Raw genomic sequence first — 20,370 nt, 5'->3', positions numbered from 1 at the left:
CGTCATGATGCACAGCGTGTTTGCGAGCCTTTGCCAGGGCGGCGAGACGAGTGCCCCGCATACCCTCGAGCAACTATTGGCGGGTGTGGTGCAGTTGTTGCCGATGCTGGATGTGATCCCCAACGCGACGATTTTCATCAAGGATCTGGACGCCCGATACGTCCTGGCCAACCGCACCCTCGTGCAGCGCTGCGGCCTCAAGCAACTGCAACCGCTGCTGGGCAAGACCAGCGCCGAAGTATTCCCCGTACAACTGGGCCCCGGTTATACCGAGCAGGACCGCCGCGTGTTGCAGCAAGGCTTTGTGCTGGCGGATCAGCTGGAATTGCACCTCTACGGCAGCCGCGAACCGGGCTGGTGCCTGACCCACAAATGGCCGCTGTACAACCACGAGGGCCGCATCATCGGCTTGGCCGGCATTTCGGTCGACCTGCAAAGCGCGAGTGAAAGCCACCCGGCGTATCCGCGCCTGGCCGCCGTGGACGCACACATCCGTGCGCATTTCCATCGCCGCGTCACCCTCAGTGAACTGACACGCCTCGCCGGCATTTCCGTCGCGCAACTGGAGCGCTACTGCAAGCGGGTGTTCCAGCTCACGCCCCGGCAGATGATCCAGAAGGTGCGCCTTGAGCACGCCCACCGTTTGCTGCAAGGCGACCTGCCGATCACCGAGGTCGCCTTGCAGTGTGGCTATACCGACCACAGTGCATTTACCCGCCAGTTCAAGGCCTCTACCGGGTTTACCCCGCAGCAGTACCGACTGGCGAGGCAGGGATTGGGCTAGCGGGCGCGATCGCAATGCAACGAATGGGCCGCGTACCCCTCATATGTCTACGAGTAACGTTTTACGACGACAGGTACCCGACTTATGACCGCGGCTGAAAACAACCATGTGAACTGGCTGGTGGAACAATCGATGCTGCATGCGGCACGCCAGCGCGCCAAGCTCTACTCGGGGCAGGGCCGGTTGTGGCAGCAGCCCTTTGCGCAAACGCGGCCGAGGGATGCCACGGCGCTGTCGTCGGTGTGGTTTACCGCATACCCGGCGTCGATCGTGACGCGTGAGGGCGGCACCGTACTGGAGGCGCTGGGGGATGAAACGCTGTGGCACACGCTATCGAAAATCGGCATCCAGGGCATCCACAACGGCCCGTTGAAGAAATCCGGTGGCCTGAGCGGTAGGCGGCACACGCCGACCATCGATGGCAACTTTGACCGCATCAGCTTCGAGATCGACCCCCAACTGGGCACCGAGGCGCAGTTGCAGGCGTTGACGCGCATGGCGGCGGCGCACAATGCGGTGATCATTGACGATGTGATCCCGTCCCACACCGGCAAAGGCGCGGATTTTCGCCTGGCCGAAATGGCGTACGAGGACTATCCCGGCCTCTACCATATGGTGGAAATCCGCGAGGAGGACTGGCCGCTGCTGCCCGACGTCGCCGAGGGCCGTGATGCGCAGAACCTCAGCCCTGTGCAGGTGGATGCGCTGCGGGACAAGCACTACATCGTCGGCCAGTTGCAGCGGGTGATCTTCTTTGAGCCCGGCGTCAAGGAAACCGACTGGAGCACCACCCCGGTGGTGATCGGTGTGGATGGCAAACCGCGGCGCTGGGTGTACCTGCATTACTTCAAGGAAGGCCAGCCGTCGCTCAACTGGCTGGACCCGACCTTTGCCGCGCAGCAGATGATCATCGGCGATGCCTTGCACGCCATCGACGTGATGGGCGCGAAGATCCTGCGCCTTGACGCCAACGGTTTTCTCGGCGTGGAGCGCAAGCTCGATGGCACGGCGTGGTCGGAGAGCCATCCGCTGTCGATTACCGGCAACCAACTGCTTGGCGGGGCGATTCGCAAAGCGGGCGGCTTCAGCTTTCAGGAGTTGAACCTGACGGTGGATGACATCGCGTCCATGTCCCATGGTGGCGCCGACCTGTCTTATGACTTCATCACGCGCCCTGCGTATCAACATGCATTGTTGATGGGCGATGCCGAATTCCTGCGCCTGATGCTGCGCGAAATGCACCGCCAGGGCATCGACCCCGGATCATTGATCCACGCGTTGCAGAACCACGATGAACTGACCCTGGAGTTGGTGCACTTCTGGACGCTGCACGCCCATGACAGTTTTCTGTATCAGGGCCAGACCTTCCCCGGCAACATCCTGCGCGAGCACATCCGCGAGCAGATGTATGAGCGCCTGACGGGTGAGCATGCGCCGTACAACCTTAAATTCGTGACCAACGGCGTGTCGTGCACCACGGCCAGCATCATCACCGCAGCCCTGGGCATCCGTGACCTGGAGACGATCACACCGACGGATATCCAGCAGATTCGTCAGATCCATTTACTGTTGGTGATGTACAACGCGATGCAGCCGGGCGTATTTGCCTTGTCCGGCTGGGACCTGGTCGGGGCGCTGCCCCTGGCGGCCGACGACGTCGCGCACTTGATGCAGGACGGCGACACCCGATGGATTCATCGCGGCGCCTACGACCTGGTGGACCTGAACCCCGATGCTGAACTGTCCGCTGGGCAGATGCCGCGCTCGAAAAGTTTGTACGGCAGCCTCAACAGCCAGTTGCAGGACCCTGAATCCTTCGCCTCGCAGCTGCAAAAAATCCTCGCCGTGCGCCGTGCCTACGACATTGCCGCCAGCCGCCAGATCCTGGTGCCGGACGTAGAAAATCCCGCCCTGCTGATCATGGTCCACGAACTGCCGGCCGGTAAGGGCACGCAAATCACCGCACTCAACTTCGGCGCCACGCCGATCACCGAAACCGTGAACCTGCCTGATATTGCAGCAGGCATGGTGGTGGACATCATCAATGAACGGGTGGAAGGGGATCTGACGGCGGACGGGGCATTCACCATTACGCTGGATGCCTATGAAGGGTTGGCGTTGCGCGTGGTCAGCAGCACCCCGATATAGCCCTCTCGCGACGCCGACGGCGGCTCACCACCCGGGCCGTTTGTCGACAGTGCCTCCAGAAACTGCCGGTGCTTGAGCGTTTTCGAAGCATCGGCCGCCTGTTGTTGCGCGGCGGTGAACGTGGCCGTGCAGTCGGTCAAAGTGAACGCCCTGCAGACTCCCGCTATGCCCTTCGTGGCGGAGTGCACGCGGCGGCGCACTATTCACCTTGCGAATCAATCGCGTAGCGGTGCCGTTTTATCCGGTACATATCCCCGTCAGCGTGGCTGAGCAGCGTATCGGCATCTTTGCCGTCGGTCGGGTAAAGCGCCACGCCGATGCTGCAGGACGGCATCTTCACGTCGCCGAATTCAGCGTCCAGCGGTTCGGCCATAACAGCGAGTATCTGCGCGACTTTCCCGGGAACCGCGTCGTCGGTCTGGATGTCCGTCAGGAGCACGGTGAATTCATCACCGCCCATGCGCGCAACCACGTCGCTGTCGCGGACGCAGCGCTCCAGCCGGCGCGCTATCACACACAGCACCCGATCGCCCATGGCATGGCCATATTGATCGTTGACGCCCTTGAAATCATTGACGTCCACGAACAGCAGCGCCAGGCGGCGGTCGTGACGCTGCGCGCTTCGCAGGGCGCAGTCGAGTCGATCATTGAACAGCGCCCGGTTGGTGAGGGCCGTCAACGGGTCATGATGGGCGAGAAAGCGCAGCTCTTCTTCGGCCTGGGTGAGGGCGGTCACGTCCCGCGCAACGCCGATGCGCGCCCCCACCTCCTGGGACCAGAACGCCGCCCACAGAATGTGCACCATACTGCCGTCCTTGCGCAGGTAGCGGTTGCGGAAGTCGACGTGGGGCTGGCCGTTCATCACCCGTATGATCGAGGCCCGCGTGCGCGCCAGGTCTTCAGGGTGCATGTAGTCGGTAATCGCGGTGCCGATCAACTCGTTGGCCGAGTAGCCGAGCAATGCCTCACAGGCATCGCTGACAAAGGCAATCTGGTTATCACCGTCGACGACGAAGACGGTGTCCAGCATCAAGTGGATCAGTTTGGGATAGAGCGCGTGCAGATCAACGGGCATGGGGATTCGGGCGTCAGGTTCAGATGGGCCGATCATAGCCCTATCAGCCAGGCGCGCGGCGAGCAATTTAGCGCGCCGATTAACCCGATGGCGTTGCGTCGATGAACAGACGTGCTCACAGCCAGGATGGCCGGGGACTCAAGGGGAGATCGGATCACTGGCGGGGAACGTTTCTTCGATCGCTTCGTCGAGTTGACTTTCGCTTATGGCGCGTTCCATGAAGGGCACGCCCGATTCACAATGGCAGTCAGCGGCGGGGCAGGGTTGCCCGTCCGGGTGCCTGTCAGCACAAGCCTGACTGCAGTAATGTTTGCCGTCGCGCTGATGGTCTGCGTTGGCTTCGCATGTGCAGGCGTTGCAAGCGCATTGAATAAACGGGGCAGGGGTTGACATGGTGTCTCCTGAATCACTTGCCAGGGTTAAGGCGCGAACACCTCGACGAACCGAATCCGGACAGCAGGGGAGCACGGCTCCCCTGCGTCAGTAAGGCGGCTATTGACGTCCGCCGCCATGGCTGTTTTCGCCACCTTTGCGTCCAGCCTCGGACGCTTTCTCGCGGTCATTGGCGAAATTGCCCCCGCTGTTTTGACCGCCTTTACTGCCGGCCTCGGCGGCACGTTGGGGGTCGTTCTTGAAGTTTCCGCCGCTGTTCTGGCCACCTTTACTGCCAGCCTCTGCAGCGCGTTCCGGGTCATTTTTAAAATTGCCTCCGCTGTTTTGGCCCCCCTTGCTGCCGATCTCCTGATAGAACTCCTTATCATGGCTGGCCGCGGTGGCTTCGCCACCTTTTTGACCGGCTTCGTTAACTGACATACCGCTTTGTTTATCCTGAGACATTTCAGATACCTCAATGTAATCAATCATCAATGAATGTGAATATAACCAGTGGGCAATGGCCGTAGTTATACGGTTGTGGTGAAGTGCTGCATTAACAAAGTTGCCGGGCTAACAGCAACAGGTCGCAGAACGCAAGTGCGGCTTAGTGTCGGCCGTCATCGAGTTCGTCTCGGTTACGTGATGGATATCACCCTATCGACGGCGTCGCACTTAGGGTCGGCTACGCCGTTGCGAAGACCACACCGAAACGAGCCGAAAGGGCGGCCGCGCCGCCCCTGTACGCTCGCTTACGATCCTGCTTTACGGCCGCCGCCGTGGCTGTGCTGGCCGCCCTTGCGCCCCGCTTCCGAGGCTTTCTCGCGGTCGTTGGCAAAGTTGCCTCCCGACGATTGGCCGCCTTTTTTACCGGCTTCGGATGCCTTTTCGCGATCGTTGGCAAAGTTACCTGGGTTTTTATTGCCTGTAGTCATGATAGCTCTCCAGTCATTAACTTAACGCTTCGTTAGTTGCCCGGTTTTTCACAACGGACATGTACTCGGATGTCGCACTGCGAAAAAACGTTTTAAGTATTTTACCGTGGGGCGACAAACGGTAGTCGGCGAAAAAAACTTATACAACATCGAGTTTTTTTTACCGCTTCGTATAAGTTTTCAGATGGGCGTAGCTATTAATTTGATAGCAGGTGCTGTTCGCTTCGCTTAGTGCGCGGCCGTTCGTCCTTTAACGGGCACTTGAATCTTATGGATGATTCCAAGTGGGTTTACAGATGTATAAAGGAGATGCTTGCTATGAACACTGATTCATCCAATGGCCAAGAGCTCACGGTGGACAATTCCCCTGAGCCGAATGAGGACGGTTGCGTCTTGGGCACAGCCGGGCGCGACGAAGATCCGAATGCAACCACTGACTGGGACCACCCCGACGATCCTAATGCTGGCCAGGCCCTTGAGCCGCCGGGCGGTGGCAATCAACGCGATGTCACACCTGTGCCCAACGGAACACCTGGCATCGACAGCGTTCCCGCTACGCAGGCAGGCGAAGATTGAGCGTGCCGTGACGAAGCGCGCTTTAAAAAGGCGCCGCATTTTGCGGCGTTTTTGTGGTCAACAATGCAATGCCGTTTCTCGGGAGGTAAACCTTGGCCAGCAAGAAAAAACCTACCGTCGACAAACTTGATTTGCCGGCGCTTTCGTCAAGCAGGAACGACCTGTTTTTCGCGGCCATGCAAACCAGCCGTAGCGCGATGATCGTGACGGACCCCGCTCAGCCCGACAACCCGATTATTTTCGCCAACCAAGCGTTTCTGGCCCTCACCGGGTTTGAACACCACGAGGTCATTGGGCGCAACTGCAGGCTGCTGCAAGGGCCGGACACTGACAAGCGCGCCTTGCGTAAGGTGCAGGCCGCGTTGGCGCATCAACACGAGGCGTGCGTGGAGCTGCTCAATTATCGCAAGGACGGCTCGACCTTTTGGAATGAGCTTTTCATTTCGCCGATGTTCAACGAACGGGGGCAACTGGTGTGCTTTTTCGCGTCTCAGCTAGACGTAAGCCGCCGACATGATGCCGAGTCGCGGGTGCGGCGCGCGCAGGACCTGGAAGCGCTGGGGCAACTGACCGGCGGCATTGCCCACGATTTCAACAACCTGCTGCAGGTCATGGTCGGCTACCTCGAACTGATCCAGCAGAGCGCAAAGCGCCCCGGCAGCGACTCAGAGCGCATCGTCAAAAGTGCCGGTCGTGCCAGGGCGGCAGCAGAGAAGGCGCAAAGCTTGACGCAACAGTTGCTGGCGTTTTCACGTAAGCAACGACTCGATAGCCGCGTGATCAATCTGAACGTTTGCCTGAACCGCCCTGATTTCATTCGACGAGCGTTGCACGACGTTAATCTGCGGTTGGACCTCGCGCGTGATCTGTGGAACTGCCGCATTGATCCCACGCAGGCTGAGCTGGCGGTCCAGCACTTGCTATCCAACGCGCAGGATGCGCTGGAGGGGGTCACCAACCCGACCGTGGTCGTCAAGTCTCGTAACGTTCAGGTACCGGGCGATGCAGAGGGCCAACGGGATGGATTGGCACCAGGTGGCTATGTGAGCCTATCGGTCGCCGACAATGGAAAAGGGATGACCACGGATATCCAGGAAAAAGTTTTGCAGCCGTTCTTCACGACCAAGGAGGAGGGCAAGGGCTCGGGGCTGGGGCTGTCAATGGTGTATGGCTTCGTTAAACAGTCAGGCGGCACCGCCCGGATCGAGTCATCCGCGGGAAAGGGGACAACGGTGCGCCTGTATTTTCCAGCCGACGATAACCAGCTCTGGGTCGACAGCCCCCCCGCAGCCACCCCCACGCTTCAGGGGGGCGAGCGCATTCTGATTGTAGAAGACCGGCCTGAGGTCGCCGAGTTGGCGCAGGTGACGTTATCTGAATACGGTTATCAAACGGACACCGCGCACAACGCCACCGAGGCGCTGAGCCTGCTCGAGCGCATGCCTTACGACCTTGTGTTCAGTGACTTGATCATGCCGGGCACGATGAATGGGGCGGCACTGGCTCGTGAGGTGAAGCGCTTGTACCCGCACACGCGGGTCTTGCTGACGACCGGCTATGCCAAGGATTCGCTGGAACGCACCGATATTCAAGTGCACGAGTTCGAGCTGCTTCCCAAGCCTTATCAGCATGCCGATCTGCTCACAAAAATCCGCACTTTACTCGACGTGCCGCCCCCGATCGGCGCTGAACACTAGGCGTGAATAAAGCTGTTCGCGCACTCCGCCTTGATGAGCGGCTGTTCGATCGCGTGGACCAGCCCCGCGGCGACGGCTTGTTGCGGGTCAAGAATGCGGGGCTCTGCGGTGAGGTAGCGTTCGGTCTCCAGTTTTTCACGGGCCTCCTGAGTGCGCTCGGCCACGATCCGGGCATACAACTGCAAGTCGTAGTCGAGGCTCATCGCGTATTCGGACATGCGCGAATGGTCGACGGCACCTTGAACATGCCAGTGAAACGGATGGAACAGGAATTTGCTGTGCGGGCACGCCGTTCTGCGCTCGCCTGCAAGGAAGATGATGTTGCCCATCGATTCCACAGTGCCGAGGTTATGGGTATGAACCGGTATAGGCAAGGAACGCAGAACGTTGTACATCGTGAAGCCGTAGCTGCATTCACCGCCCATGGTGGCGATGTTCACCACCAGGCCGGATGCGCCTTGCTGGACGGCCAACGTGGCTTTTTCGATCAGTTGGCTGCACGTCGAGGCGGTGACCGGCCCGGTAAAGTGAATAATGTGTAAAGCCATGGTATTCCTCATCAATCATGGCAGCGGCGCGCTGCTTCCCTGCATCAGCCGCGTGAGTCGTGATGCCCTGCTTCGATCGGCACACCTAGTCGAGGCGTTATGACTGCCTTTCGCACAGCGGTGGGGTTTGCGACGCACCGGTGGTGGCTTCCGCCAGTTCGGCACCTCGCTGATGTTCGTAACAGGTGGACGTGTTCGAGTGCACAGTGGATCTTGCCTCTGTTCGCTCGTGCATAGCGGATCGGTGATACGGTTCGCTACGCGGATGTTCGATTGACGTACGCATGGTTGTGTACCTGAGTCGGAGTTATCGGAAACCGTCCTCAACGTGCCTAATCCGCAAAGACCAAGGCAGGTCTGTGGTCATTGAGTTTTCGCAGGCGCTCGTGACTCGTCGCTTGAGCAAGGGAGGGGTTGGTCAGCATCGCCTCTTCGTGAAGTGCCGCTTCCAGCGCTTCCAAATGCCGCGACAGTATTCTCACCGATCCGCTCGGGTTGGCGGGATCGAACGGAATTTTGCCGTTTGCGATCAACACCATCGCCAGTTCCCATGCGCGCTGTGAATTGTTCATCACGCCATCTCCTCGTCATGATCGGGACGGTCCAGCAGGTCGAATGCGTCGCAGCGCAGGGCATTGGCTGGGTCTAAACGCTTGCGTTTTTTCTCCATGGCGAAGTGGCGGCAAGCGAGCATTTTTGTCGGGGCGTCGTGGGATTGCATGACTTGGATCCTTTTTCCGCAGGTCTCTAGAGTGTGTGACCTGCCCGTGACGCCCTTGTATCCATTTACATTTTTCCGATATATCGATTAATTCAACGATTCAGTTGCGTCGAACGTATCGTGTTTTTAGATCGCCTCAGCGCCATTTACGGCATCAGTGTTCCGGCGTTTGAACTTAACGAGGTAAGCGACACAGTTTTTCGATGACGGTAATCAACGAATCGTGGGCGACCGGTTTGCTGATATGAGTACTGAAGCCCGACTCGACCGCTTTTTTCTGGTTGCCACCGGCACCGTAGCCTGTGAGCGCGATGGCGGGCACTCTGCGCAGGTGGCCGATGGTGCGCAGCTGACGCATCAGCTCATGACCATTCATCTTCGGCATACCAATGTCCGAGATGATGAGGTCGTACTGTCCCTCATGGGCTGCTTTAAGTGCGTTCTCAGGATCACTGAACGCACTGACCTGGGCGCCTTCCATCGCCAGCAACAGGTTCAGCACATCGAGCACCTCGGTGGAGTCATCCACCAGCAGCACCTTGATACCCTCAAGTCGCTCATCCTCGCCCTGTTCGCTATCAAAAGGGAGCAGGTCCTGTTGTTCGCACAGGGGCAGCCATACCGAGAAGGTGCAGCCAAAGCCTAACCCTTTGGAGTGGACACTGACTGAGCCATCGTGCGCCTCAACCAGTTGGCGTACCAGGGACAAACCTATCCCCAGGCCCTCGCGCTGATGGGTCTGATGCTGGTTTTCCGCTTGCCCGAACAGGTCAAAAATCTTCTCCAGGCTGTCCTCGGCCAAGCCGGTGCCACTGTCGATCACGTCCAACTGGGCACGCCCGTCCGAGCGGCTGAGCACTAACTGCACCTGACCGCCCTCCGGGGTGAACTTGAGCGCGTTGTTGACGAGGTTCCAGATCACTTGCTCAATGCGCGTGGGGTCGACATCGACGATCATTGGCCCTTGATCCGAGGGCGTCTGCAGTGTCACCTGGCGCCGGCGGCCATCGGCGAGCACCACGGCATGGACATCCTGCAGCATGCGAATCAGGTCGATCGGCTGTTTTTTCAGCTTGAGCTTGCCGGTGCGCACCCGGGCAACGTCGAGCAGGTCGTCGATGATGCGGGCCTGACTCGACACGGCCTCGCAGATCGTATTCACGGCTTTGATCGCCGGGTCCGCCGTCTTGGTCGCGGGCAAGCGGCGCAGCAATTCCGCATTCAGCTGGATCAGGTTCAACGGGTGCTTGAGCTCATGGGACATCACCGCGAAAAATTCGTCTTTCAAATGGCTCTTCGTCTGAGTTTCCATCAGGCGCTGGCTCTGCTCATCCTGGGTGCGTTTGTGGCCCGTCAGGTCGCGGGCGATCTTGACGTAGCCCTGCAAGCTGTCGCTCTTGAGCTGCGTGACTTCACCGCTGCAGTAAAACCGGCTGCCGTCCTTTCGCACATGCCAGCGCTCATCTTCACCGCGACCCTTTTCGCGGGCCGCGCGCAGCTCGCTCTCGGGGGCGCCAGCTTCACGATCCTCCGGTGAAAAAATCAAGTCGTAATAGGTGCCCAACACTTCAGCCTTGTTGTAGCCGAAGATCAGTTCTGCTCCGGTGTTCCAATCGGTGATGGTGCCTTGGTCATCGAGGATGATGATCGCAAAGTCATGGGTGCTTTCGGCGACCAGACGCATGCGTTCTTCGCCCAGGCGCAGTTCCTCTTCGGCCTGGCGCCGCTTGGTGATATCGATGAATGTCAGCACAGTGCCGTCGATGTGGTCCTCGCTGGAGCGGTAGGGCAACAATCGCGCGATGTACCAACGGTCCTCTTTACTGCTGATTTCCCGTTCGATCATGCTCAGCGACTCAAACACCGTCGCAGCGTCATCGGTCATTTCCGGGTAATCGAGGCGGTGCGTGATGTCCATCAGTGAACGCCCCGTGTCCACAGGCAGCATGCTGAAAATATCGGTGGCGCGTGGCGTGAACCAGCGGATGCGCATGTTGCGGTCGACAAAGACAGTGGCGATGTCGGTGGAGGCAATCAGGTTGGTCAAGTAATCGTTGACCTTATCCGTCTCCTCCACCTTGGTCTTGAGTTCGTAATTGACGGTCAACAGTTCTTCATTGATCGACTGCAGCTCTTCCTTACTGGTTTCCAGCTCTTCCGTGGCCGAGCGCAACTCTTCGTTGACCGCCTGCATTTCTTCGTTGGAGGCTTTGAGTTCTTCGCTGGCGATTTCCGACTGTTCAATGGTGTCCTGCAGGTGCAATTTGGTCCGTTGCAGTTCCCTTTCCAGGTTGCCCATGATTTCGTTTTCAGCATGGCTGGTAGCGCCTGCCGCCGACGTTTGAGGGCCTATTTCGGTTTCCTGAAAGATCACCAGTACGTAGTCGCTTTCGGTTCCGTCATGGCGAAAAGGGCGGGCAGTAATATCCACCAAGCACGCACCTTCGTCACGTTGGATTCGGACCTTGCGGGAGGTTACAGGCAGATTTGATTGCTGCACCTGGAACAAGGTGGTGCGGATGTCCAGACGCAGGTCAGGGTGCACCAGGGCCAGCAGATTGTGGGTGGCCTCGCCGGCGACATAGCGCAGGAATCGCCCGGCGCCCTCGCTCATGTGCAGGATGTCGGCTTGGACATCGACGATCACGCTGGGCGGCGCGGCTTGTTCCAGGGCCCGCAGATGGATATCCGCGAACGAAACTTTGTTGGGCGCTTTGGTTTCAGTCGCCGTCGGCGTGGTGGTCGGGCGCAAGTAACCGCTTCGCGGCATGGTCGGGGCGCGGCGCATGGCGGAAGAGCCGGCGCGCACCCGAAAAATGCGGTTTCGTTTGTCCACCGGCACAAACAAATCCAGGCATCCGTCGGCCGATTCCGAGGAGCCGAGGAAAAGATACCCACCAGGCCGCAGCGCAAAGTGGAACATCTGCAGGATGTCGCGCTGCACTTCGCGGTCCAGATAAATCAACAGGTTACGGCACACGATCAGGTCGATCTGGGAAAACGGCGGATCGGCCAGCAGGCTGTGCTTGGCGAACAGCACCTTCTCGCGGATTTCTTTGCGCACCCGATAGTGCTGGTTCTTCTCTTTGGCAAAGTACTGGCGCAACCGCGGCGGCGGCACGTCGGTGATGATTGCCTCGGGGTACACACCGTTGCGGCCGTGGGTGATAGCGCGTTCGTCTATATCGGTGGCAAACACCTGCATCTTCGCGCCGCTTGCATCCAGAGCCAGTTGTTCGGCCACTAGCATGGCAAGGCTGTAGGCTTCTTCGCCGGTGGAGCAGCCGGCCGACCAGACGCGTACCTCTTCACGGTGCGGCACGCTGTCTTCGAGTGATTTCACCAGGTTGGGAATCACATCCCGCTCTAGCGCTTCGAAGGCCTCGCGGTCGCGAAAGAAGTTGGTCACACCGATCAGCATGTCGCCCAGTAAGGCCTTGGTTTCCTCCGGGTTGTCCTGGAGGTAGTTGTAATAGGCTGCGAGGTCCGGTTGGGCGGTCACTTGCAAGCGCCGCTCGATACGGCGCAACACCGTGGCGCGCTTGTAATGCTTGAAGTCGTGGCCGGTACAGGCGCGCAGCTGAATCAGAATGTCCAGCAATAACTGCTCCGCGACGGCTGCATCGCGTTCGGTGGCAGGCGGGGAGGTTTTGATTTCGGGATCGTCGGCGGTGGGCAGGATGATTGACTGAGCGTTGCGCCATAGGTCCATCAACTTCTGCGGCATTTCCACCACGGGAAGCACCAGATCGACCATTTGCGTTTCGATGGCAGCCAGTGGCATACCGTCAAACTCGGCATCTTCGGGGGTTTGGACAAGCGTTATCCCGCCTTGCTCTTTGATTCGAGACAGGCCGACCGCGCCGTCCGATCCAGTGCCGGAGAGGATCAGGCAAAACGCGCGCTCTTTGTGCGTGTCGGCCAGATCGCGAAAAAAAAGGTCGATCGCAATATGCGAACCGCCTTCACGTACCGCTGGCGATACCGACAGATAGCCATCGTTCATGCTCAGGACGTGGGCGGGCGAGATGACATACACCCGATTTTTGTCGATGGGCGTGGCGCCATTGACCTGAGAAACCGGCATGCCGGTCGACTCCTGAATGATCTTGTCCGCCACGCTTTGATGGTCGGGGGAAAGGTGCAGGACTACGACGAACGCCATGCCGCAGTCTTTGGGCATATGCTCGAAAAACGCCTTTACCGCCCGCAGTCCACCTGCCGACGCGCCGATTCCCACCACCGGGAAACTCAAATTGCTGGGGGTCAGGTCCTTGCGTTGCGGTACGTTAGGAGACCGCAGGGGGGCAGACTTCATGAATACCAACCTTGGTTAATTGCGCAAGAGAAGCACGTAGGGAGGAAACGAACGTATACGAGGGTGAGGACTTAACCAGGAACAAAATATAGCTGAAACCTATCCTCAGCAAAATGCTCCGGTGCCACCCGTCCGTTCTGCGATGTCTTACTCTCCGATTGAGGGGCACCCCGTCGGAAAGGTTTATTCGGATTGACGAATGGCAGCGCTGCGTGGGCGACAGTGCGAGGCGACACATCACCTTGCTCCACAAACGAAAAAACCCGCCGGACGGCGGGTTTTAAAGCGCTCCACGGACTGTACTGGCCGTCAGTGGAACAAGAGATGGTGCCCGAACCCGGAATCGAACCGGGACGCCCTTACGAGCGGGGGATTTTAAGTCCCATGCGTCTACCAGTTTCGCCATTCGGGCGGTAGCGCGGTGAAGCAGGGTTGGGAATATATAGATCCGGGCGCGTATGCGCAAGGTCGCATGGCCGCTTTCTTGCGCGGTGGCGTGAATGAAAAAGCCCGCTAGATCAGTGATCTACGCGGGTTTTAAACGCCGGGTTGGCGGGCCCCTCACGCTGGCATCCGCTCCCATGATCAACCGCAGCGCCCTGTAGCCCGCGACATGTGGTCGGCCCGGTGGGCGGGCGCGGGTGTAAGGTAGGGCGTGCAATCCGTGGAAATCTCAGAAAAGCGAGGTGACTATGAGCGCTCCAATGCTGAAGAAACTGCATCTGAATGGGTACGACATTGTGCAGGTCAATTACGGCCCTTGGCGGGTGTGTACCCACAGCGACCGCTTGGCGTCGTTCAATTCCCGTGAACAGGCGCTGGCCTACGCCGCGACGCTGCCGGGTTATAGGGCACGCCGCAGGCCGGTTTCCAACGACGATTGAGCCTGCAAAAAAGAGCCCCGGTTCAGCCGGGGCTTTTGCGCGTTGAGCTTGTACGTTTGCGGGCCTGTTCAATCCAGATCCCCGGCGCTACGCTGCCAGGCTCCCATCACAAAAAGGACAACCTGATGAGCGTCGACACCTTGCCGCAAGAGGGCAGCTGCCGCTGTGACCGCGTGCGTTTCAGCGTGAGCGCGGCCCCGGTGATTACCATGGCTTGCCATTGTCGCGGCTGCCAGAAGATGACGGCCAGCGCGTTTTCCCTCAGTGCGTTATTTGCCGCCGAGGCGTTTACGGTCACGCAGGGATGCCCGGTGATCGGCGGGTTGCACGGCGTCGACCGTCATTACATGTGCCCCCACTGCATGAGCTGGCTGTTTACCCGACCCCACGGCATCGACGCGTTCGTCAATGTACGCGCGACTGCGTTGGAGAACGCCTCGGGTTACGTACCGTTCATGGAAACCTGGACCTCTGAAAAGCTGCCCTGGGCTAACACCCCGGCGGTCGAGCATTTTGCGCAGTTGCCTGAGCCCCATGACTTCCCGCGCCTGATGCAGGCCTACGCCGACTACAGCGCGCGCTGAACTCAGTCGATCAGCGCCAGCAGGTCCGTGACGCCCACATCCACACCCGCCTGGGAGAGCAGGGTGGTCACCTGGCCTCGGTGGTGGGTCTGGTGGTTGAAGAAATGCACCAGCAGGCTGAAAAACGGCTTGTCGGCGGCTGCGCCACGCATGTTGTGGTAGTACAGGCGTTGGTCCAGGTCCGAGCCGCACAGGGTGTTGGTCCAATCGATGATCAGTTGATCCAGCCAGGTGCGACGGGCCGCCAGTTCGCCCAGGTCGGCGAAGGCCAGTTGCTTAAGGTCGCCGGGCACGGCGATGGACGCCAGCGGTGCCAGCGCCGCAAAGCCGGCCGGGTGTTCGGCAAAGCGCTTGAGCCAAACGGTGTCACCCAGCGCCAGGTGGTTCAGTGTGCCAAGGATCGAGCCAAAAAAAGCGCGACGATCCAAGTGCAGATCAGCGTCAGGCAACGTGGCGGCGGCGTCATAGACCTTGCGGTTCATCCACTGGTTGTAGGTCGCCATCAGCACGATCTGTTCGGTTCGGTTCACGGTTTATCCCTGGTTGTCGGCGTACCCGCGGGCCGCTCGTGGTGGTGTGGCAGTGGCGGGCTATGGTTGTTGAATGCCCATATTACGCTTGGGCGAGGTGAGCATGAATACGAGTCAGGCTGCGGCCAACGATCAGGTCCACGCCGCCCGATTCCCTGACATGAAAGCCCGATCCGGCCTGCCGCGCCTGATCGCCGCCGACCGCATCGGCAGCCAGCAATCGGTGAAGAAGCTGATCGCGACCAGGGTCAGCAGCACGTAGATGAACGGGTTATTCAAAGCTTGCAGGAACTGCACGATGGCGTGAGGCGGCCTGTCATGGGCGGCTTCGTTGACCTTCCCGTTGCAGGCGGGCAGCGGCATCCAACTCGGTCAGGCCCTCACGGGTGGCACGGACGTTGGCCAGGGTGGCCGATAGACCATTGTGGGCTTCACGGGCGGCCCGCTGACCGCGCGTTAGTTAATTGGCGCGCAGCGGGCTACAACGGGAAGTGTTCATAAAGAACTCCAGAATATTAATCAGGAAGTTGTTGTTTTCAGCAGTGTCAGGCGGCGCGAGTGCTCAGGTAAAAGCCGAGCGCCGCGCCGACCAGCTTGGCGCGCAGGGCGGCGGCAAGTGTGCGTACATCAGGCAAAGCAGGCGGGTTGAAGGGGCATAACACGCCTCGGGACCGGACACGCAGCCGGTAGTGAAAGTGCTTGGTTATATAACTTCAAATGCCGCACGCCGCGAGAACAGCGAGATAAATCAATACCGCGCCGCAAGCGGCATAACTGATGCGTTGCCACAGGGGCGAAGCAGTCCTGCGCAACAGGTTCACCAGTGCGGCAATCAGAAAGCACGACAACACCGAGGCGAGCATAAATCCTGCGAAAAACATCAGCGTCTGCCCATGGCTGGGCGTGGCCCCCACGATGCCGGACAAGGCGCTGCCCAAGGCGCCCCAATAAACAATGTTCTTTGGGTTGGCCAGGGAAATCGCTGCGCCCACCGCCAGTGCGTTTTGCCCGGAGCGGGCGGTGGCGCTGTCGGCTACTGGTAACTGCCAGGCGTCGATCAGGCTGCGTACGCCGAGCCAGGCCAGGTACAGCGCGCAGATCACCGTCAACGGCACGCGCACGGTGTCATGCTGAATCAGCAGGGCGATGCCGGTGAGGCCGATCACCGCCCAGACGGCATCGCCCACCAGCGAGCCGATTTGCACCAGCAGGGCCGGTGTAAAACCGTGGAGCAAGCCGCGCCGCAGGGTCTCCGCCAGCACCGCGCCGGGAGAGAGGCAAAACACAAAACCGAATACCAGCGCGTAGAGAAAAATGCTCAGCATGCCCAGGTTCCTTCAAAGGTGGCGGGCAGTGTGAGGCGGCGGGGCGGGGTTGTCTTGAACCAGATTGCTCAGATCAGCCTTTCAGCACGCTTTGGTAGCGGCCAGGTGTGATGCCATAGGCGGCGCGAAAATGCCGGTTGAGATGGCTCTGGTCGGCGAACCCCAGGTCGTGAGCGACCTCGGAGGCCGGCGCGCCGTTGCGCAGCAAGCTTTTAGCGCGACGGGTACGCAATTGCATGGCCCACTGCCGAGGACTGAGCCCGGTTTCCTTCTGGAAGGCGCGTAGCAGATGGAATTTGGAAAGCCCTAACTCATTGCCGAGCTGGTCCAAGGGCACCGATTGATGCAGATGCGCGGCAAGCAGCTCCTGGGCGCGGCCGACCGCGCCTTTGCCCGTTGCGCCGGTGCCGGGCAGGCGCACGCCGCTGAGGGCAACCACGTCACCGAGCAGGCTCACCAGCGCTTCCTCATGCCGTGCACGAAGCAACGAGTCAGCGCAAAGTGCGCCTTGCACCGCAGTCGCCAAGCGTTGCGCGAGCAGCGGCTCAACGCACAGCGAGCGATCGAACTCCAAGTGCGTCAGGCCCAGGTCCGCTGCCAATTGATCCGCCGTGACGTAGAGGCTGACGAAGTGCCAGGGCGCGCCATCGGCCGCACCACCACCTTGAATCTGGCCGGGGTTGTACAGGGTGATGCTGCCCGGCCCGGCGCTGAACTCGCGGCGGTCCAGCCAGACTTTTTCCTCACCGATCAGGTTCACGCCGATCACGCATTCGTCATGGCTGTGACGGGCAAAGGTCAGGCCGGTGCATGTGGTGTCGCTGATTTCGTAGTTACCCAGCCAGGCGTGTTGCAGGGTGCTCATTGCGCAAGCTCATTAAGACAATGCGCATGAGCATACGCTGGCTGCGGGGGTCAGATCGACCGTTGATTGACCCGTTGTGACAGCTCAGCGGCGCTTTCCTTGCGCTCGGAGTAACGGTCCACCAGGTCCGGGCGTTCGCGTAGCAGGACAGTGAATTTCACCAACTCCTCCATCACATCCACCAGGCGGTCGTACAGCGCCGAAGGTTTCATACGGTCCTGGTCATCGAACTCCAAAAAGGCTTTGGGCACCGAGGATTGGTTGGGGATGGTGAACATGCGCATCCAGCGGCCCAGCACACGTAGCTGATTGACGGTATTGAACGATTGCGAGCCGCCGGAGACTTGCATCACCGCCAGGGTCTTGCCTTGCGTCGGGCGCACCGCGCCCAGGGCCAGCGGGACCCAGTCGAGTTGCGCCTTGAACACTGCCGACATTGAGCCGTGCCGTTCCGGCGAGCACCACACCTGGCCTTCGGACCATTGCATCAGGTCCATCAACTCCTGAACCTTGGGGTGATCTCTCGGCGCGTCATCGGGTAACGGCAGCCCGCCAGGGTTGAAAATCCGCGTGTCGGCGCCAAAGTGGCGCAGCAGGCGTGCGGCCTCTTCCACCAACAGGCGGCTGAACGAACGCTCTCGTGTCGAGCCATACAACAGCAGGATGCGCGGCGGGTGGGTGGGCCCGCTGTGCAGTGGAGCGCACAGAGAGGTGTCGAGGTTGGGCAGGGTGGTCATTGTGCTCTCCGGCTACCGTGTGGCGATACGCTCGAGTTCAGCCTTCAACTCGGTCGGGGAGAGGCTGGCAAACGGCAGCGCGAAAAACGCTCGGCAGCGGGTTTCGATGGTCTCCAGTGTGGCGTTGAACGCTGCGTTCACGCGGGCTTCATCGCCGTTAACATCCGACGGGTCTTCCAGCCCCCAATGTGCCTTGGTCGCGGGCCCGAAATACACGGGGCAGGCTTCACCGGCCGCTTTGTCGCACACGGTGATCACGATATCCGGCGGGCTGCCTTCAAAGGCGTCATTGCCCTTGCTGTACAAGCCCTCGGTGCTGATACCCGCTGCCTGCAGCGTGCTGAGGCTGCGCGGCAATACCTGGCCTTTGGGGAAGCTGCCGGAGCTTACGGCCTCGAAACCCTCGGGTGCCAAGTGGTTGAACAGTGCTTCGGACAAAATACTGCGGCAACTGTTGGCGGTGCACATGAACAGGACTTTCATTGGGATTCTCCGTCAGACACTCAGACGTAAGGCGAGGGCGGCAAGGGTGATCAGCAATACAGGCACGGTCAGCACGATCCCCACCTTGAAGTAGTAACCCCAGGTGATGGTGATGCCTTTGCGCGCGAGGATATGCAGCCACAGCAACGTGGCCAGGCTGCCGATGGGGGTGATTTTGGGGCCCAGGTCGCTGCCGATCACGTTGGCGTAGATCATCGCGTCCTTGACCACGCCAACGGCATGGCTGGACTCGATGGACAGCGCACCGATCAACACGGTCGGCAGGTTGTTCATTGCCGAGGACAGCAGAGCCGTCAGCACGCCGGTGCCCATGGCCGCGCCCCAAATGCCGTAAGTCGCAAAGGTATCGAGCCAGGTCGCCAGATAAGTGGTGAGGCCGGCATTGCGCAAGCCATAGACCACCAGGTACATCCCCAACGAAAACACCACGATCTGCCACGGCGCTTCTTTCAGCACTTTGCGCGTGGAAATCTTATGACCCTTGGCGGCGATGACCAGCAACAGCACGGCGCACACTGCGGAGATAGCGCTGATGGGGATGCCCAACGGCTCCAGGGCAAAGCAACCGATCAACAGGATGCCCAGCACCCACCAGCCGGCACGGAAGGTGGCGCGGTCGTGAATGGCACTGGCCGGCTCGGCCAGGTCCGCCGGGTCGTAAGTCTGCGGGATATCGCGGCGAAAGAACCACAACAGCACGGCGAGGGTGGCCGCGACGCTGACGAAGTTGACCGGCACCATTACGGCGGCGTATTCGTTGAAGCCGATCTTGAAATAGTCCGCCGAGACGATATTCACCAGGTTCGACACCACCAGCGGCAGGCTCGCCGTGTCCGCGATAAAACCTGCGCCCATCACGAACGCCAGGGTCGCCGCCGGGGAGAAGCGCAGCGCCAATAACATCGACATGACGATAGGCGTGAGGATCAGCGCCGCACCGTCATTGGCAAACAGCGCTGAAACCAGCGCCCCGAGCAGCACCATATAAGCGAACAAACGTCGGCCGCGACCACGGCCCCAGCGCGCCACATGCAGCGCGGTCCAGGCGAAGAAACCGGCTTCATCGAGCAGCAGGCTGATGATGATCAGGGCGACAAAGGTTCCGGTGGCGTTCCAGATGATGTGCCACACCACCGGGATGTCCGCCAGGCTGATGACGCCGCAGGCCAGGGCCAGGATCGCGCCGAGGGTGGCGCTCCAGCCGACGCCGAGGCCCTTGGGCTGCCAGATGACCAGGATGATGGTGAGGATAAAAATAGCAATCGCGACAAGCATGAATAAACGCTCCGATGGCTCAGCAGCAGGTGCTGGCCCGTTGTGGTCTGTCGCCCATTGCATCCAGACGCTGGGCGTCGGTGTGCAACCATGGCTGGTTGGCTTGCAGGGTGATGTCCAGCACGTGGGTCACCCAGTGGGGCAGCGCCGGATTGATGCGGTAGTAGACCCATTGGCCTTGGCGACGATCCAGCAATAATCCGCAACTTCGCAGGTGCGCCAGGTGGCGCGAGATTTTTGGCTGGCTGTCGTCCAGAGCATGGATCAGTTCGCACACGCAAAGTTCGCCTTCGCGCAGTATTAATAGGGTCAACCGGGCGCGAGTGGTATCGGCCAGGCATTTGAACAGGGTGGGGGGAGAGAGCGGCGCTGACATGGTGAGCGGTTTCGTATATGCGGTTGGCCGAATATACGTATTACCATATATGTAGGTCAAATCCGGTTTTGCGTTGACATGGATCAAACGCCGCCAAATGAACCACAAGTGCTTGA

General features: G+C 60.0%; 23 protein-coding genes, 1 tRNA gene and 1 pseudogene. 7 read left to right on the top strand and 18 right to left on the bottom strand.

Features of this window, described 5'->3' with window-relative positions:
• Positions 1–4 precede the first annotated feature (4 nt).
• Positions 5–784 carry an AraC family transcriptional regulator gene (locus PSH59_RS14010; protein ID WP_305392942.1) on the top strand — a complete coding sequence of 260 codons (780 nt, stop codon included), beginning with the start codon at positions 5–7 and terminating at the stop codon, positions 782–784.
• An 84-nt stretch (positions 785–868) separates the two neighbouring features.
• Positions 869–2,932, top strand: coding sequence for a maltose alpha-D-glucosyltransferase (gene treS, locus PSH59_RS14005; protein WP_305392941.1), 2,064 nt, complete (start codon positions 869–871; stop codon positions 2,930–2,932).
• Here treS and PSH59_RS14000 read toward each other — a convergent pair.
• The 5 genes from PSH59_RS14000 to PSH59_RS13980 all read right to left on the bottom strand — a co-directional run bounded on the left by PSH59_RS14000 (position 2,887) and on the right by PSH59_RS13980 (position 5,314).
• Complete coding sequence (locus PSH59_RS14000; RefSeq protein WP_305392940.1) at positions 2,887–3,072, bottom strand: hypothetical protein; 186 nt, start codon at positions 3,070–3,072, stop codon at positions 2,887–2,889. The genes treS and PSH59_RS14000 overlap by 46 nt on opposite strands.
• 59 nt (positions 3,073–3,131) lie before the next feature.
• The gene (locus PSH59_RS13995; RefSeq protein ID WP_305392939.1) at positions 3,132–4,007 is read right to left on the bottom strand and encodes a sensor domain-containing diguanylate cyclase; all 876 of its coding nucleotides are present in this window, start codon (positions 4,005–4,007) and stop codon (positions 3,132–3,134) included.
• Positions 4,008–4,145: 138 nt separating this feature from the next.
• A complete protein-coding gene (locus tag PSH59_RS13990; RefSeq protein ID WP_305392938.1) occupies positions 4,146–4,400 on the bottom strand; it encodes a metallothionein family protein in 255 nt (84 codons plus the stop codon).
• Positions 4,401–4,499: 99 nt separating this feature from the next.
• Complete coding sequence (locus PSH59_RS13985; protein WP_305392937.1) at positions 4,500–4,844, bottom strand: general stress protein; 345 nt, start codon at positions 4,842–4,844, stop codon at positions 4,500–4,502.
• A gap of 287 nt (positions 4,845–5,131) precedes the next feature.
• Positions 5,132–5,314, bottom strand: a complete 183-nt coding sequence (locus PSH59_RS13980) for a general stress protein (protein ID WP_305392936.1) — start codon at positions 5,312–5,314, stop codon at positions 5,132–5,134.
• A 318-nt stretch (positions 5,315–5,632) separates the two neighbouring features.
• Between PSH59_RS13980 and PSH59_RS13975 the strand changes: the two genes are divergently transcribed.
• Positions 5,633–5,890 carry a hypothetical protein gene (locus PSH59_RS13975; protein WP_305392935.1) on the top strand — a complete coding sequence of 86 codons (258 nt, stop codon included), beginning with the start codon at positions 5,633–5,635 and terminating at the stop codon, positions 5,888–5,890.
• A 92-nt stretch (positions 5,891–5,982) separates the two neighbouring features.
• Positions 5,983–7,587, top strand: coding sequence for a histidine kinase famiy protein (locus tag PSH59_RS13970; protein ID WP_305392934.1), 1,605 nt, complete (start codon positions 5,983–5,985; stop codon positions 7,585–7,587).
• On the opposite strand, the gene PSH59_RS13965 is transcribed toward PSH59_RS13970, so the two are convergent.
• From PSH59_RS13965 to PSH59_RS13945, 5 genes are all read right to left on the bottom strand, one after another.
• On the bottom strand, positions 7,584–8,135 hold the full coding sequence (locus tag PSH59_RS13965) for a ClpP family protease (RefSeq protein ID WP_305392933.1): 552 nt from the start codon (positions 8,133–8,135) through the stop codon (positions 7,584–7,586). The genes PSH59_RS13970 and PSH59_RS13965 overlap by 4 nt on opposite strands.
• 332 nt (positions 8,136–8,467) lie before the next feature.
• The gene (locus PSH59_RS13960; protein WP_305392932.1) at positions 8,468–8,707 is read right to left on the bottom strand and encodes a hypothetical protein; all 240 of its coding nucleotides are present in this window, start codon (positions 8,705–8,707) and stop codon (positions 8,468–8,470) included.
• Entirely contained in the window at positions 8,707–8,856 is a 150-nt protein-coding gene (locus tag PSH59_RS13955) for a hypothetical protein (RefSeq protein ID WP_305392931.1), read from the bottom strand. Before PSH59_RS13955 ends, PSH59_RS13960 begins: the two co-directional genes overlap by 1 nt.
• A 175-nt stretch (positions 8,857–9,031) precedes the next feature.
• Complete coding sequence (locus tag PSH59_RS13950; protein ID WP_305392930.1) at positions 9,032–13,174, bottom strand: CheR family methyltransferase; 4,143 nt, start codon at positions 13,172–13,174, stop codon at positions 9,032–9,034.
• Between the two features lie 325 nt (positions 13,175–13,499).
• Positions 13,500–13,586: transfer RNA gene (locus PSH59_RS13945), tRNA-Leu, on the bottom strand.
• A gap of 280 nt (positions 13,587–13,866) precedes the next feature.
• On the opposite strand from PSH59_RS13945, the gene PSH59_RS13940 reads away from it, so the two are divergent.
• Positions 13,867–14,058 (top strand): DUF2188 domain-containing protein, encoded by a 192-nt coding sequence (locus PSH59_RS13940; RefSeq protein ID WP_248080948.1) that lies wholly within the window; start codon positions 13,867–13,869, stop codon positions 14,056–14,058.
• 125 nt (positions 14,059–14,183) lie between these two features.
• Positions 14,184–14,642 carry a GFA family protein gene (locus PSH59_RS13935; RefSeq protein WP_248080951.1) on the top strand — a complete coding sequence of 153 codons (459 nt, stop codon included), beginning with the start codon at positions 14,184–14,186 and terminating at the stop codon, positions 14,640–14,642.
• Positions 14,643–14,644: 2 nt separating this feature from the next.
• On the opposite strand, the gene PSH59_RS13930 is transcribed toward PSH59_RS13935, so the two are convergent.
• Positions 14,645–15,172: a DinB family protein gene (locus tag PSH59_RS13930; protein WP_305392929.1), complete on the bottom strand. Its 528-nt coding sequence runs from the start codon at positions 15,170–15,172 to the stop codon at positions 14,645–14,647.
• Between the two features lie 103 nt (positions 15,173–15,275).
• Here PSH59_RS13930 and PSH59_RS13925 point away from each other — a divergent pair, with 103 nt between their 5' ends.
• Positions 15,276–15,434, top strand: coding sequence for a hypothetical protein (locus PSH59_RS13925; protein WP_248080956.1), 159 nt, complete (start codon positions 15,276–15,278; stop codon positions 15,432–15,434).
• On the opposite strand, the pseudogene PSH59_RS13920 reads toward PSH59_RS13925, so the two are convergent.
• From PSH59_RS13920 to PSH59_RS13890, 7 genes and pseudogenes are all read right to left on the bottom strand, one after another.
• Positions 15,374–15,617: pseudogene (locus PSH59_RS13920) on the bottom strand (cation-transporting P-type ATPase); the annotation flags it as partial. The gene PSH59_RS13925 and the pseudogene PSH59_RS13920 sit on opposite strands and share 61 nt — an antisense overlap.
• Positions 15,618–15,885: 268 nt before the next feature.
• Complete coding sequence (locus PSH59_RS13915) at positions 15,886–16,497, bottom strand: LysE family transporter (protein ID WP_248080958.1); 612 nt, start codon at positions 16,495–16,497, stop codon at positions 15,886–15,888.
• Positions 16,498–16,570: 73 nt separating this feature from the next.
• The gene (locus PSH59_RS13910; protein ID WP_248080960.1) at positions 16,571–17,362 is read right to left on the bottom strand and encodes an AraC family transcriptional regulator; all 792 of its coding nucleotides are present in this window, start codon (positions 17,360–17,362) and stop codon (positions 16,571–16,573) included.
• A 50-nt stretch (positions 17,363–17,412) separates the two neighbouring features.
• Positions 17,413–18,099, bottom strand: coding sequence for an arsenical resistance protein ArsH (gene arsH, locus PSH59_RS13905; protein ID WP_248080962.1), 687 nt, complete (start codon positions 18,097–18,099; stop codon positions 17,413–17,415).
• Between the two features lie 12 nt (positions 18,100–18,111).
• Complete coding sequence (locus tag PSH59_RS13900; protein WP_248080964.1) at positions 18,112–18,582, bottom strand: arsenate reductase ArsC; 471 nt, start codon at positions 18,580–18,582, stop codon at positions 18,112–18,114.
• 12 nt (positions 18,583–18,594) lie between these two features.
• Positions 18,595–19,878: an arsenic transporter gene (locus PSH59_RS13895; protein ID WP_305392928.1), complete on the bottom strand. Its 1,284-nt coding sequence runs from the start codon at positions 19,876–19,878 to the stop codon at positions 18,595–18,597.
• Between the two features lie 19 nt (positions 19,879–19,897).
• A complete protein-coding gene (locus tag PSH59_RS13890; protein WP_248080968.1) occupies positions 19,898–20,254 on the bottom strand; it encodes a metalloregulator ArsR/SmtB family transcription factor in 357 nt (118 codons plus the stop codon).
• Positions 20,255–20,370: the final 116 nt, after the last annotated feature.

Origin of the sequence: Pseudomonas sp. FP2309, assembly GCF_030687575.1 — a bacterium.
GTDB lineage: Bacteria > Pseudomonadota > Gammaproteobacteria > Pseudomonadales > Pseudomonadaceae > Aquipseudomonas.
Note: the sequence above shows the minus strand (reverse complement) of the source record. Positions and strands in the feature narration are given on the sequence as shown.